Source organism: Fibrobacter sp. UWB4, assembly GCF_002210345.1.
GTDB lineage: Bacteria > Fibrobacterota > Fibrobacteria > Fibrobacterales > Fibrobacteraceae > Fibrobacter.
In genome coordinates this window covers 163,389-176,664 of the sequence record NZ_MWQI01000001.1, presented here as the reverse complement: position 1 = coordinate 176,664, position 13,276 = coordinate 163,389, and the positions used below count along the sequence as shown (strand labels likewise).

Here is a 13,276-nt window from a genome sequence, read left to right as displayed (position 1 = left end):
AAGCAATCCCCTTTTTTTTATATTTAAGCGCATGGAACAGGAAACCGTCAATCCCGCAATTGGTTCGATTCTTAACGAACAGAAGTTAAAGAACATTGTGTATCCAGCCAAGCTCTTCAAAGCTAGGCTGAACGAAGAATTTTTGCGCGCGAATCGCACCCGAAAACCTTTCCTTTTCATCAAGATTTATTCACACCAGTTCGATGTTCTCGGTTGGGGCCGTCCCTCGAAGATTGTCGAGAACACCTGGAAAATCAGCGTACTCACGATGTTTTCGCATCTGCGCTTTATCGACGTCCTCGGTTACTTGAGCGACAACAGCGGTATCGGCATTATCCTTTTGAACTCAGACATGAGTACGCTCGAAAGCATCCGCAAGGAAATCCTCCACAAGCTAAACGATGCAGGGCTTATCCAGGCACTCCGCCACAAGCCAAAGGCCCCTATCTTCCAGGCTTACCTTTACACCGGCTACCAGGAAAAGGACAACCTCGAAATGGACGATAAGCTGAAGGAATTCAACAGTACGAACGGAAGTTTCTTCACGCTCAACAGACTGAACCTTTCGGACATCTGGGTCCACCCGCACAAGATCCGTTTTAGGCACATCATCAAGAGAATTGTGGACATCACCTGCACTTCTGCAGCATTGATAGTGCTCTCCCCGCTCCTTTTGTTCTGCGCACTCGCCGTAAAAATCAGCGATCCAAAGGGTCCGATTATCTTCAAGCAGACACGAGTCGGCAAAAACGGCACCCTGTTTACAATGTACAAGTTCCGCAGCATGTACGCCGACGCCGAAGAGCGCAAAAAAGAACTCATGGCCATGAACGAAACAGGCGGCAAGACCTTCAAGATGAAGAACGACCCGCGTATTTATCCGTTTGGCCATATTCTCCGCAAGTTCAGTCTCGACGAACTGCCGCAGCTCATCAACATCCTTAAAGGCGACATGTCCATTGTCGGACCGCGCCCGCCAATTCCCTCCGAAGTGGCCGAATACGAACCGTGGCACCGCATGCGTCTCTCCGTGACGCCGGGCCTTACTTGCATTTGGCAGGTCAGCGGTCGCAGCAACATCCCGTTCGAAGGTCAGATGCGTCTCGACAACGACTACATCCGTCGCGACGGCAAGCTTGGGGATGACTTCAAGCTCATTCTCAAGACATTCAAGGTCGTGTTCAAGGGTGACGGGGCATATTAATTCGGAATTAGGAGTTAGGAACTTTTATTCAGATTCCTTAGTGAAATGCTCCTTTCACACTCGTCATGCTGAATTCGAAGAACGAAGCATCCATTTTTTCTAGTAAATAATTTTACTGGATCCTGCTCCTTACGTGGTCAGGATCACATTTCGTCTAAATCCCAAGCTTTAAAATTCTTGAAACTCCTTACTACTTTTTGTATCTTTCTCTCCCGGTGTATGGTATATCTTGGTGTGATATAAGGAGCGTTTATGAAAAAAATCATTACCACGGCATTGCTCGCTTCAAGTGCATTTGCCGCAACAATTTCAGTTGACCCAGCCACTACAGCTCAGAAGGTAGTCGGATTTGGCGCAGGAGCCGCCTATTACCAAAGCTGGATTACAGCAATGAGTTCTTCCTTGCAAAAGGACTTCTACGACACAGCATTTACAGGACTCAACCTCTCGCTGCTCCGCATCGGCAACTGGAAACAGGAAGACACAACAAGCATTGCAGCCGATGCAGCCATAGTCAAAGCCGGCAAGCAGCGTCTCGGCAACCACCTCAAAATCGAAATGTCCAGCTGGTCAGCACCAGGCCGTCTCAAGCCAAGTGGCAGCGTGAACGGCTCGGATGGACATTCCAAGAGCGACAAATCGCTTAAGACCTCAAGCAACGACCCTTACGGCAAATACGTCTATAGCGAATTTGCCCACTGGTGGAAAACCTCCTTGCAGTCCTACGAACAGATGGGAATCATCCCGGACTACATCAGCCTCCAAAACGAACCCGATATGGAAGCGACGTACGAAGAAACTCTGTTCGAACCCACCGAAACAAGTGAAATTGCCGGTTACAAGCAGGCACTCCAGGCTGTGCGCGATTCTGTGAGTTCGCTCGCCAATCCGCCGAAAATCCTCGGACCAGAACCGCTCGGCATTGGCTACAACAACTTTGAAAAATACGCAAAGGCTCTCGACAACAACAATCTCGACGGCTACGCCTACCACCTGTACCATGCAGGCGATGGCAACGACAATTCCGGCACGAACTACCTGAACCCGGAAAACTTCCGCAAAGCGATGACCGCCATCGGCAAGAACTACGGCAGTGACGCAAAGCCCATCATCATGACGGAATTCTGCACGATGGAAAATGCCGTGCGCGAACAGGACATGCTCGGCCTTGCACACATCATGCAGGTCGGCTTTACGAGCGGCAAGCTCAACGCCTACATCGCCTGGGAACTTTTCTGGGGTGAACAAAACGGCCAGCTCATCGGCGTATGCCCGGGCAATGGCTGGAGCAGCTGTACCGAAGCAAAGCTTTACATCAACCCTGAATACCACGCCATGCGCCACTACTCCAAGTTCGTAAACCCGGGTTGGCGCGTCGTTAGCACAACAAGCGACGGAAAAGACCTCTACGCAGTTGCCTTCCGCAGTGCCGACTGCGACTCCATCTCTGTTATCGCCATCAACAAGGGTTCAGCACAGAACTTGAGCTTTTCTGTCAATGGTTACACTCCGGTATCTGCAGTCCAGTCCGTTGAAAGCGGCGACAAGAGCAAGGCCATTACCGCAGGCTCCATCATCGACGCCCCGGCAAAGTCCATTACGACGGTCGTGTTCACAACGAGCAACACTGCTGCGCTCCAGTGCGAAGACTCCCCCATTGAAGACCCTTACATCGATCCATCAAAGCAAATCGGTGATTCTCTCGTCATTGTCAACTATGCAGACGAATCGTCCGCCGCAGGCTGGACAAGCGACAAGACCCTCGACGCCGTGACATTTGAAACAACGGCTCTCGATGGAGTTTCCAAGTACGTGAAGGTTCCGCTCGCCAACTGTGCTCAGGATGACTGCGGCTACCAGCATGCTCTCTTTACAATCCCAGATGCAGCAGCCGTAAAGGACCCGCTGATCAAGTGCAAAGAACTTGTATTCACCATGCGCAGCATCGACACTGAAGACGCTTCCGTAAATATCGGCGGCGCAGGCGGCAGCACATGGCAAAACTACCAGTACGGCAACACAGCTCCCGCCGGTTCTTGGGCCGAAGTTTCTGTTCCACTTGACAACGAAATTGACTCTACAGGCGCTCCGTTTGGTTCAACCCAGCTTTCGTTCAACAGCGACAATGCAGGCATTTACATTGCAAAGATTGTCGCAAAAGGCTGCGGAACATCTTCTATCAAGAACATCCGAACAAACTTTGCCGACAGAAACAACGGCGAAGCCATGATTTTCGACCTGAACGGCAATCTTGTATGGAAGGGACTCAAGAACGAAGCCCTTAATGACAACGGGACAATCAAGCCGAAGCTTCATCAAGGCGCCTACATTTTGAAGACTAAATACAACGCACAGCGCGTCGTGAAGAACTAAAAACATCGCACAGAATTATTCATCTTAAATCCTTTGATTTTATTGTGATGCAGTTGGCAGACCGCATTTCAATAGTAATCAAAGGATTTCTTTTTTCTTCATGACCGCCAGAAGGCTCTATGGAACTACCGGCTTAGCCGGTAGTTTTCTTTTATACAAAAAGGCACCTGGAGGAGAGCCAAGTGCCTTGGAGCTGTATTATGTGAGATTTATTTTATTTGTTGCAACAATGCTAGATCACATCCTTGACGCAACGGATTGTATATGCATAGGCCTTGTTGGAAGTTTCAACAGAGCTGTTATCATTGTCTACGATAACCAAGCCCCAAGCCTGTTCATCCGATGCAGCAGCATCGCTAGACCAGAAGTTAGCTTCAGTGCCCATAGGCTTCTTCGCGCTGATATTATAGTATCCCAAGAAGTCAACATTGAAGTTGAGAACCTTATCAGTATTATCAAGGTCTTCAAAGCCACCCTCGGCCACATCGTTAGCAAAATTGCTAAGATCTTCGAGTTCCGCCTTAGTCGGCAATCTCCAGCCAGCCGGGCATGCACCTACAACCTTGTCTTTATCCTTAAGGCTCGTTTCACTAAGATCAACGTCACTTCTCATATCACCGATACCCATTGCAGAGTTCCAGGTATAGTAGCGACCTTCAGCAGCCTCGAAGTTTTCAAAGGGGTCGTCCTCGTAATACAGTACACCGCTTCTAGCATCAAGAGAAATACTTAAAGTATCGCCCGTTGCTTTGTCAATTTCATACACCTTCTTCGGCAACTTATATTTGAAGGCAAGGTTTTCAGTAAACCAGGTCACCCCGTTAATTTCCTTAAACGCATAGAGATGATTGTCACGAATATCGCAGAACTTCTTTTCTGGATTATAGGCAACCCCACCGCACAGATCAGGATCGGATTCTACACCACAGGTGGTCTTCAGCCCTTCAAGAGCTTCGTAGAACAATCCCAACTGTTCCGATGTAAAATCGTCAAGCTTTTTCCCAATCAAGCCACCAAAGAAGCTTGAGCTAGAAGAAGCTGCTTCGACATCTTCCTCTTCTTCTTCAGGGAATAGACTCTTACCGATTTTCTGATAAGCCATTTCAAGTTTTTCATCATCGGCATACTTACAGTAGTCCTTGATAGAGTCCGTTACGCCATCATGCTTCTTGTCGCAATACTGGTTCATGGAGAACTCCTCACCACCGCACTTTTTCGTAATGATGCCTGCCAAGCAGAATTCATCCGCCTTAGTTGCACGATTGGCGACCACTTCATAGCTTCCATCTTTTTTCAACTTGACTTCAGAACACAATGGGGCAACAACATCATCATTGCAGTATTCTCTATTAACAACGAAGGTCTTGCCATCGCACTTGTCATAGAGCTTGCCAAGGACGCAGAACTGTTCAGCAGGATCATAGGAATCGTCACCGCACATGGCCTTGTAAATGGTAACTGCAGATGCATCACCGCACTTCACCTCAATCTTGCCATTGGCCTTTTCCGTGCTAGTGCAGCTTGTACCCTCAGTACCGTTCCACACGGTTCCGACAGCTTCATCGCCGCAATACAGCGTGAAACCGGTCTTATCACCCAATTTTGCAGGTGTTGCAGAGCAGCCTGTACCCGTTTCACCATTCCAGACAGTACCGACAACTTCACCATCGCATGTCACGACGATACCTTCTCGGCCATTCTTAGAAGTGGTTGAAGCCGAGCAGCTCTTACCATCAAGGAGGGTTGCTTCCTGATTACCGCACTTGACAACAGCACCTAAATCAGAACGATTTACCGTACAGGATTCACCAGCCTTGCCGTTAAGCAACGAACCAACAGACTTGCCGCCGCACATCACGTCAAAACCAGTTTTGTCTGAACGTTCCGTAGTGGTACAGCTTGTACCAGCTTTACCATTGGTACCATCTTTACCGTTTTTCAAGACGCCTACAGAGTCCCCTGCGCAAAGCACCTTATAACCGGTATTATTTTTCAGAGCCTTAACTTCGCAGCTTGTACCGTTTTTACCATCGGCACCATTTTTACCATTAAGACCGTTTACACCGTTAACGCCGTCTTCACCAGAACAAGCGGCGAGTCCAAGCATGAGAGCGGCACAGCCCGCAACTCCAAGGATTTTGTTTTGCATAATATGCTCCCTTGTTAATTTTCTCCAATCTTTGTGAATCATCTTCACAACACAAATCTTACATATTTTTTACAAAAAACGCAAACAAAAACTTACAAAAAGCTATTCCCACTTGGAATAAGCTTTCAAAATTACGTATATCTTCTTACAAAAATATTACCAAGCATAAAATTAATATTTTTCTTTGATTTTTGCGAAATTTAGCTGATTTCGCCATTTTTGATTTTTAGCAACTTAAGGCAAGAAAGCAAAAAAAAGATATTCAGAAACCAAATTGTAAATTTTCGTTTGCATTTGTATTTTTCATGTTTTTTCTGTTTTTTCGAGAAATAACAGGATCCTTTGGGCTTTCACCCTCAGAATGACGAGTTCAGGACGACGAGATAAAAAAGCCCCGCGGTCAAACGATCGCGGGAGCCAAATTTCATTAGTTTGTATTAACTAAGCCCAATTTTCAGCCTTGAGTTCGCGGCCCCAGATTTCCTTGACCACATCTTCAACCTTGCGGTTTTCGAACAACATCTGATAAACGGCTTCGACGATCGGCATTTCTACGCCGAGCTTCTTGGCGAGAGCGCGAGTGCTGCGGCAAGTCGGCACACCTTCGGCAATCATCTTCATGCCAGCAAGAACCTGGTCGAGCGTTTCGCCCTTACCAATGTGTTCGCCCACATAACGGTTACGGCTGTGTTGAGAAAGGCACGTCACAATGAGATCGCCCATGCCGGCGAGGCCCGCAAACGTTTCGGGCTTTGCACCAAGAGCCTTGCCCAAACGGCACATTTCGGCCTGGCCACGCGTAAGGATTGCAGCGCGGGTATTATCACCGATCTTGAACTTGCCACTAGCTTCGAGGCCATAGAGCACACCGGAAGCAATTGCAATCACGTTCTTCACGGAACCGCAGAGTTCAACACCGACGATGTCAGTCGAAGTATAGACGCGGAGGTAAGAGCAGCTCATCGCCTTCTGCACGATCTTTGCAGAGTCTTCGTTCACGCAGGCAGCGACAATGGCGGTCAGCACATGGCGGCTCACTTCTTCGGCGTGAGACGGACCGCTAAAGGCAACCATCTTGTCTTCGGTCAGCCAAGGAACCTTTTCGAGGATGACTTCGCTCATGAGCTGGTCCGTGCCTTCGAGAATACCCTTCGTGGCGCAGACGACGATCGGTTCCTTGCCCTTTGCAGGAGTCCAGGAGCCAAGATTTGCAGCAACGCTTGCCATAAACTGAGACGGAACGACGATAAGGACCATGTCGCAGCCTTCGAGAGCTGCATGCATATCGGTCGTGTACTTAAAATCAGCCGGGAAAATAACGCCAGGGAGCTTGTCCTTGTACTGGTGTTCGGTGGAGAGAAGATCTACTTCTGCTTGGGAATTGGTCCAAAAAGTGAGTTCGTTCTTGTTTTCGTAAACAACTTGACCGAGGGTCAGACCCCAGCCACCGGTACCTAAAACTGTAACTTTCATAATATCGTTTCCTTATTAAAAGCTATGAGCACGGTCGCCTACGGCTCCCTTTGAGGTGTGAGCACGCTACGCTTTGGGCTTTTAAATGCGACCTTTTCGCTATAATCTATATAATTTACAGAATATAGACCTAGTATAAAGCTATAAAAACAGCCTCATACCCCAAAGCGAGCATCGCAAGCGAGCCCATAGCCCACTTCTTACTTACTTTTTGCGCTTGGAGCCGAAGCCGTTCTCGGTGCCGTTGAGGAGGCGCTTGATGTTCGACTTGTGCTTCACGATGACGAACACGGCGACAATCACGGCGAGAATCATCTGGCCAAGATTGATGCTTTCGAAGTAGTATTCCGGGCAGACATAGCCAAACACAGAAAGTGCGCCGAGAAGCCCGCACCCAAAGATGCTACCGACGGAGACGTACTTCGTGGTGACCGTGAGGAGAATCCAGAGGGCAAATGCGCAAAGAACCGTGAGCGGTGAAATGGCGAGGAACACGCCAAGCGCAGCGAGCACGCCCTTACCACCGCGGAAACCGGCAAAGCAAGTGAAGCTGTGACCGAGAATCACGAGGAGGCCAGCAACAAGCGGCACCCAAGCACTGTAATCGGCACCGCCAGCGGCGACCTGTGCTTCGCACATTTTTTGAGCGATAAACGGTCCAAAGAAGCCCTTCAAAAGGTCCATGAACACGACCGGGAGAGCTGGCTTCCAGCCGAGCACACGGAATGTATTCGTGAGGCCCGCATTCTTGGAGCCGTAGTCACGAATATCAAAATTCTTACCTTTCGCGAGTTTTGCGATCCATATGGCGCTGGGGATCGACCCCAGCAAGTACGCTATTGGAAGACTCAGTAAACTGTTCAAGTTCTTCATCCTTTCTGAGGGTTAACTTTCTATCGAAATTCAGGCGGAGCGGAGCGCCCTGCAACTGGAATTCGTCATAAAACTTTTTGAGCAAGTAGCGCTTGTACGATTCGTCGACAAGTTCCGGCGTGCGGGTTTCGATGTCGATGACCGGCGGTTCCACCATGATCTGGCAGGCGCGAGTAAGCATGACCACACGGCCGTTGTGGCTCGGAGGAGCCTTTTCTTGCAAGAAGTTCGCAAAGCTTTCGGCAACGCGGTCACGGCCAAGCACACGACGGCAGTTGGCATAGACGGTCTGGATAGCCTGAATCACGCGGCCTACGCGCTGGCCTTCCTTGGCACTGATCGAGAGAATCGGTACAAATTCAAGCATCGGTTCGCGTTCGAGGAGTTCCTTGACCATGTGATCGAAGGACTTGTCGTTCTTGTTCGGGAGGATATCCCACTTGTTCAGCACGACGACGAGGCCCTTACCGGCCTTGCGGATTTCCGTGATGATGCGGTAGTCCTGGATTTCCATGCCGCGAGTGCAATCGACGACGAGCACGGACAGGTCAGAACGGCGGATGCTTTCGAGCGTACGCATGTTGCTGAAGACTTCCACTTCGTCTTCGACGCGGGCCTTTTTGCGAAGGCCTGCGGTATCGGTAACGACAAACTTTTGTCCGTCAACGACAAAGTCACAGTCGATGGAATCGCGGGTCGTTCCCGGAATGTCGGAAACCACGGCGCGGTCTTCGTTCAACAGGCGGTTGAGGAGTGTGCTCTTGCCAGCATTCGGGCGGCCGAGAATAGCAAAACGCACCGGGCGTTCTTCGCGGCGTTCGCCACGCACCGGCGTCGGGAGCACGGAGACCACTTCGTCCAAGAGCGAGAGGCAAGCGTAGCCGGTCAGGGCACTGACCGTACGCGGCTGGCCAAAGCCAAGCTTCAAAAATTCGTAGCTTTCCTGGCGGTCGCCCTGCAATTCGCTCTTGTTTGCGACGAGGATGACCTTCTTATCGAGCTTGCGAATGAGGCGCGCAAACTGCTGGTCGAGCTTGGTAATGCCCACGCGGATATCAACCATGAAGAGCACGAGGTCGGCTTCGTTCACAGCGTTGAAAATCTGGGTACGGACACTGTCCGCCAAGACGTCGATAGAATCATCAGGCAAGAATCCACCCGTATCGACGACTGTAAATTCGTGACCCTTGTAAATCGCATTCTGGTAATGACGGTCGCGGGTAACACCATCGCGGTCGCTCACCACGGCAGCACGGCGGCCAAGAATGCGGTTGAAGAGGGAGGACTTTCCGACGTTCGGACGTCCAATTATGCAAACGATAGGTAATTTCATTGGGCACAAATATAGAAATTGTGTCTAGGGGGCGGTAGCGGGCAATTAGGAATTAGGATTTCGGAATTAGGAATGAAGGCAATAAAAAAGGAGATTCCCGCTCAGAGGCGGGCATGACAGGATTCGGCGGGAATGATACTTCCTACCGTCTACTTCCTACTGTCTACTTCCTACTGCCTACTACCCACTGTTAATTTCTTATTGCATAATTTTTTATCTAGAATAATATATCTTTGTAGTGTATTATTTAGAGTTTTTCCCCACAGGTGGGAAGGACATACGAGGTTACTTTGGCTTCCATAAACGGAAAGACGGAAACTCTTTGCATTTTCGGGCATCCGGTTGCTCACAGCAAATCGCCCGCCATGCACAACGCCCTTTTTGACGCCCTTGGCATCAATGCGGCTTATCTCCCCTACGCACCCGAACCGGAAAATTTCGCCCAGGCGATTCAAGGCTTCAAGGCGATGAAGTTCCACGGTGCAAATGTCACCATTCCCTACAAGACGGAATTCTTCAATGCAGACGGTTCTGCCCACCTGGTGGATGAACTTTCGGAAATTTCGAAGTTCACCGGCAGTGTGAACACGCTATACTGGAAAGACGGGATTATCGGCGGAACACTTTGCGGAACGACGACGGACCCTTACGGTTGTGTACGCAATCTCGAAGAGAATGGGGTCGATCCATCGAACAAAAAAATTGCACTGCTCGGAAACGGTGGTGCAGCCCAGTCGATTGCATTTACGCTTGTGGAACAAGGAAACGAGCTTACCATTGTTTGCCGCACCAAGGAAAAAGGTGATACGCTCGCGGGTTCACTGAACAAGTTTTTCCAGTCGGGCAAAGCAGGCAATAAGAATTTCACGACCGTTCAAGTCACGACGTTCGGCGATTTTGCAAGTATTTCTGCAAACTTTGACATCATCATCAATGCAACCTCGGTCGGCATGAGCCCAAACGTTGACGCCTCCCCCATTACAGACGAATGTCTGCACAAAGGTCAGGTTGTCTGCGACATCGTCTATACGCCGCCACGCACCAAACTCTTGCAAATGGCCGAAGCGAACGGCTGCAAGATCGTCACGGGCGAAGGAATGCTAGTCCACCAGGGGCTCGAAAGCTTTAAAAAGTGGTTCCCGAAGGAAACCGAAAACAAAACAAACGAAGAACTTACTGCGATTATGCGCAAAGGAATGCAGGGCTAATATGAAGAAGCATCTCTACTTTACCGGATTCATGGCCAGCGGCAAGAGCCGCACGGGTCGCGCCCTTGCAGACCGCCTCGGACGCCCGTTTGTCGATACAGACAACGTCATTGTGGAACGTGCCGGCAAGTCCATCAACGAAATTTTTGAACAAGAAGGCGAAGCCGCATTCCGCAAGATGGAACGCGACGTGATTGCCGAAATTGCACAGAGCGAAAAGCCTCTCGTTGTATCTCTCGGCGGTGGCGCTCTCACGCAGGCCGAAAACTTGAAGGTCATCCGCGAAAACGGAACGATTATCCGCCTGTGGGCAAAGCCCGAAGTGCTTTCGGAACGCATTGGCCGCAAGAACACGCGCCCGCTCCTCGCGAACCTCTCGGACGAAGAACGCCTCGAAAAGATCAAGCAGATGCTGAAAGACCGCGAAAAGAATTACGCCAATGCGGACTTTAGCGTCGAAAGCTCGAACGACTATTCCGAAACGCACGTCACGGAACGCATCATGCACATGCTCAAGTTCTGGGAAAGCCATGCGCTTGACGTGCACCCAAGCGAAGGCGGTCGCTACCCGATTTTCATCGGCAAGAACATTGTGCCGGATGCGGCCATTATGCTTGAAGGCTTACGCCTTGCCCCGACTTATGAATTCTTGATTTGCACCGACACGACGATTGCCAAGGAACAGAACACGAAGCTTTCGGAACTGCGCGGCCAGGCAGGCCGTTGCCCGATTTTCAAGTTCCAGGCCGGCGAAGGCCACAAGACGCTCCACAACTTAAACCAGCTTTACAGCTTTATGCTGCACCGCGGTTATACCCGCAAGAGCTGCCTTTTGCAGTTCAGCGGCGGTGTCGTAGGTGACATGGCTGGCTTTGGCGCCGCCACGTACCAGCGCGGCATTCCGTTTGTGCAGTTCCCGACAACACTCTTGTCGATGGTCGACAGTTCCGTTGGCGGCAAGGTTGCCGTGAACCATGCCGAAGGCAAGAACATGATTGGCGCATTCTACCAGCCGAAAGCAGTTGTGTGCGACATTTCTGTGCTGAACACGCTCCCCCCAACCGAATACCTTGCGGGCCTTGCCGAAATCGTCAAGTACGGCGTGATTTACGATGAAGAATTTTTCACCTACCTTGAAAACAACGTCGAAAAGATCAAGGCTCACGACTTTGACGTGTTGAAGCACATGATTTTCCGCAGCTGCCAAATCAAGGCCGAAGTGGTCGGCATCGACGAGAAGGAAGCTGGCCTCCGCGCTATCCTCAATTACGGTCACACTTTCGGTCATGCCATTGAAAAGCTCACGCATTACGAGCTTTACAGCCACGGTATCGCCGTTTCTCTGGGCATGCGAGTGGCCGCACGCGCCGCAGTGCTCCTCGGGAAGCTTTCGAAAGAAGACGAACAGCGTCAAAACAAGTTGCTCGATGATCTCGGATTCCCGAAGACGTACAACACGGATGTCGAAGCGGCATGGGCTGCGATGGCGGTTGACAAGAAAGCAGAAAAAGGCACTAGAGTTTATATTTTGCCTACAAAGATCGGAAAGGTCGAAAAAGTTTGTAATATTGATAAGGGTATTATTGCAGAAGCCTGGAAAGCCATCCAGGCGAGTGAGGTTTAGATGAGCATATTGGTTACCGGGGGAACGGGATCACTTGGGTACAGTATTCTATCTAACTTAAGCGGCACCAATCACGAGCTGTACAGCTTCAGTGATGAGCTTCCGCAGCCGTGGCAAAAGGTCGAAGGAGTACAGTACCTGACCGGTGATTTGCTGGACTTCAGGGATGTGCTGGAAATGATTCAGAAAGTTTCCCCGACGCACATTTACCATTTGGCAAGCCAGTCCTCTGTGGGACTTAGCTACAAGAAGCCTTATGAAACGCTCAACATCAACTTGTTGGGTACGCAGACGCTTCTCGAAGCGGTTCGACAGGTTGTGCCGAAGGCAAAAGTCTTGCTCCTCAGCAGTAGCGAAATCTACGGCAGAACGGAACAGCAGTTGACTTACCTGCACAAGGAAACGGACCCTCCTAACCCGCTTACTCCGTATGCCACATCCAAGGCATGCATGGAAATTCTCGGGAACCAGTTCCGCAACGCAAACGGTTTGCATATTGTATTTGCCCGCCCATTCCATTTTACGGGTCCGCATCACAGCCGCCGCTTTGTAATCCCTTCCATAGCCTACCAGCTAGTGAAGATAAAGTATTACGGTGCTGAACCGGTCATTTATTCGGGAAGCCTCGACGTAAGCCGTGACGTAGTTGACGTCCGTGACGTTGCCCGCGCCGCCATCCAGATTTTGAATACCGCCGAATCCGGCGAAGCATTCAACATCTGCTGCGGAAAGTCTTACACGTTCCGCGAGCTCGTGGAAATGCTCGTGGACATCTCCGGCGTGAGCGTGGACTTCCGTTTTGACCCGGGTTACGACCGCTGCAACGACATTCCGCTCTTGATTGGCGACCCCACCAAGATCATGAATCTCGGCTGGAAGCCCATGATCTGCATGGAAGACTGCCTCTCGGACTTGTTCAACGAAATGGTGGTCCGCCGCCGCGTGGAACTCAAGATGGGCATGGGCCGCGACCTTAGACTGTAACTTATTCCGTTTATCGGCAGTTCATTCCGCGATAACCGCCATTCAGCGAATTTCT

At 50.3% G+C, this 13,276-nt stretch carries 9 protein-coding genes; 5 read left to right on the top strand and 4 right to left on the bottom strand.

The window, feature by feature from the left end:
• The first annotated feature begins 31 nt into the window (after positions 1 to 31).
• Positions 32 to 1,204 carry a sugar transferase gene (locus B7990_RS00770; RefSeq protein WP_088639174.1) on the top strand — a complete coding sequence of 391 codons (1,173 nt, stop codon included), beginning with the start codon at positions 32 to 34 and terminating at the stop codon, positions 1,202 to 1,204.
• Positions 1,205 to 1,456: 252 nt separating this feature from the next.
• Positions 1,457 to 3,577: a glycosyl hydrolase gene (locus B7990_RS00765; protein ID WP_088639173.1), complete on the top strand. Its 2,121-nt coding sequence runs from the start codon at positions 1,457 to 1,459 to the stop codon at positions 3,575 to 3,577.
• A gap of 232 nt (positions 3,578 to 3,809) precedes the next feature.
• Here B7990_RS00765 and B7990_RS00760 read toward each other — a convergent pair whose 3' ends face one another.
• From B7990_RS00760 to der, 4 genes are all read right to left on the bottom strand, one after another.
• A complete protein-coding gene (locus B7990_RS00760) occupies positions 3,810 to 5,726 on the bottom strand; it encodes an FISUMP domain-containing protein (RefSeq protein ID WP_088639172.1) in 1,917 nt (638 codons plus the stop codon).
• A 441-nt stretch (positions 5,727 to 6,167) separates the two neighbouring features.
• Positions 6,168 to 7,199, bottom strand: coding sequence for an NAD(P)H-dependent glycerol-3-phosphate dehydrogenase (locus B7990_RS00755; RefSeq protein ID WP_088639171.1), 1,032 nt, complete (start codon positions 7,197 to 7,199; stop codon positions 6,168 to 6,170).
• A 204-nt stretch (positions 7,200 to 7,403) separates the two neighbouring features.
• Complete coding sequence (gene plsY, locus B7990_RS00750) at positions 7,404 to 8,030, bottom strand: glycerol-3-phosphate 1-O-acyltransferase PlsY (protein WP_176407159.1); 627 nt, start codon at positions 8,028 to 8,030, stop codon at positions 7,404 to 7,406.
• The gene (gene der, locus B7990_RS00745; protein ID WP_085490876.1) at positions 7,978 to 9,405 is read right to left on the bottom strand and encodes a ribosome biogenesis GTPase Der; all 1,428 of its coding nucleotides are present in this window, start codon (positions 9,403 to 9,405) and stop codon (positions 7,978 to 7,980) included. Before der ends, plsY begins: the two co-directional genes overlap by 53 nt.
• Before the next feature lie 290 nt (positions 9,406 to 9,695).
• Here der and aroE point away from each other — a divergent pair, with 290 nt between their 5' ends.
• From aroE to B7990_RS00730, 3 genes are read left to right on the top strand one after another with little or no spacing between them, the layout of a single operon-like run.
• Positions 9,696 to 10,613: a shikimate dehydrogenase gene (gene aroE / locus B7990_RS00740; RefSeq protein WP_088639169.1), complete on the top strand. Its 918-nt coding sequence runs from the start codon at positions 9,696 to 9,698 to the stop codon at positions 10,611 to 10,613.
• Between the two features lies 1 nt (position 10,614).
• Positions 10,615 to 12,237, top strand: a complete 1,623-nt coding sequence (gene aroB, locus B7990_RS00735) for a 3-dehydroquinate synthase (RefSeq protein ID WP_088639168.1) — start codon at positions 10,615 to 10,617, stop codon at positions 12,235 to 12,237.
• Positions 12,238 to 13,221: a GDP-mannose 4,6-dehydratase gene (locus B7990_RS00730; protein ID WP_088639167.1), complete on the top strand. Its 984-nt coding sequence runs from the start codon at positions 12,238 to 12,240 to the stop codon at positions 13,219 to 13,221.
• Positions 13,222 to 13,276: the final 55 nt, after the last annotated feature.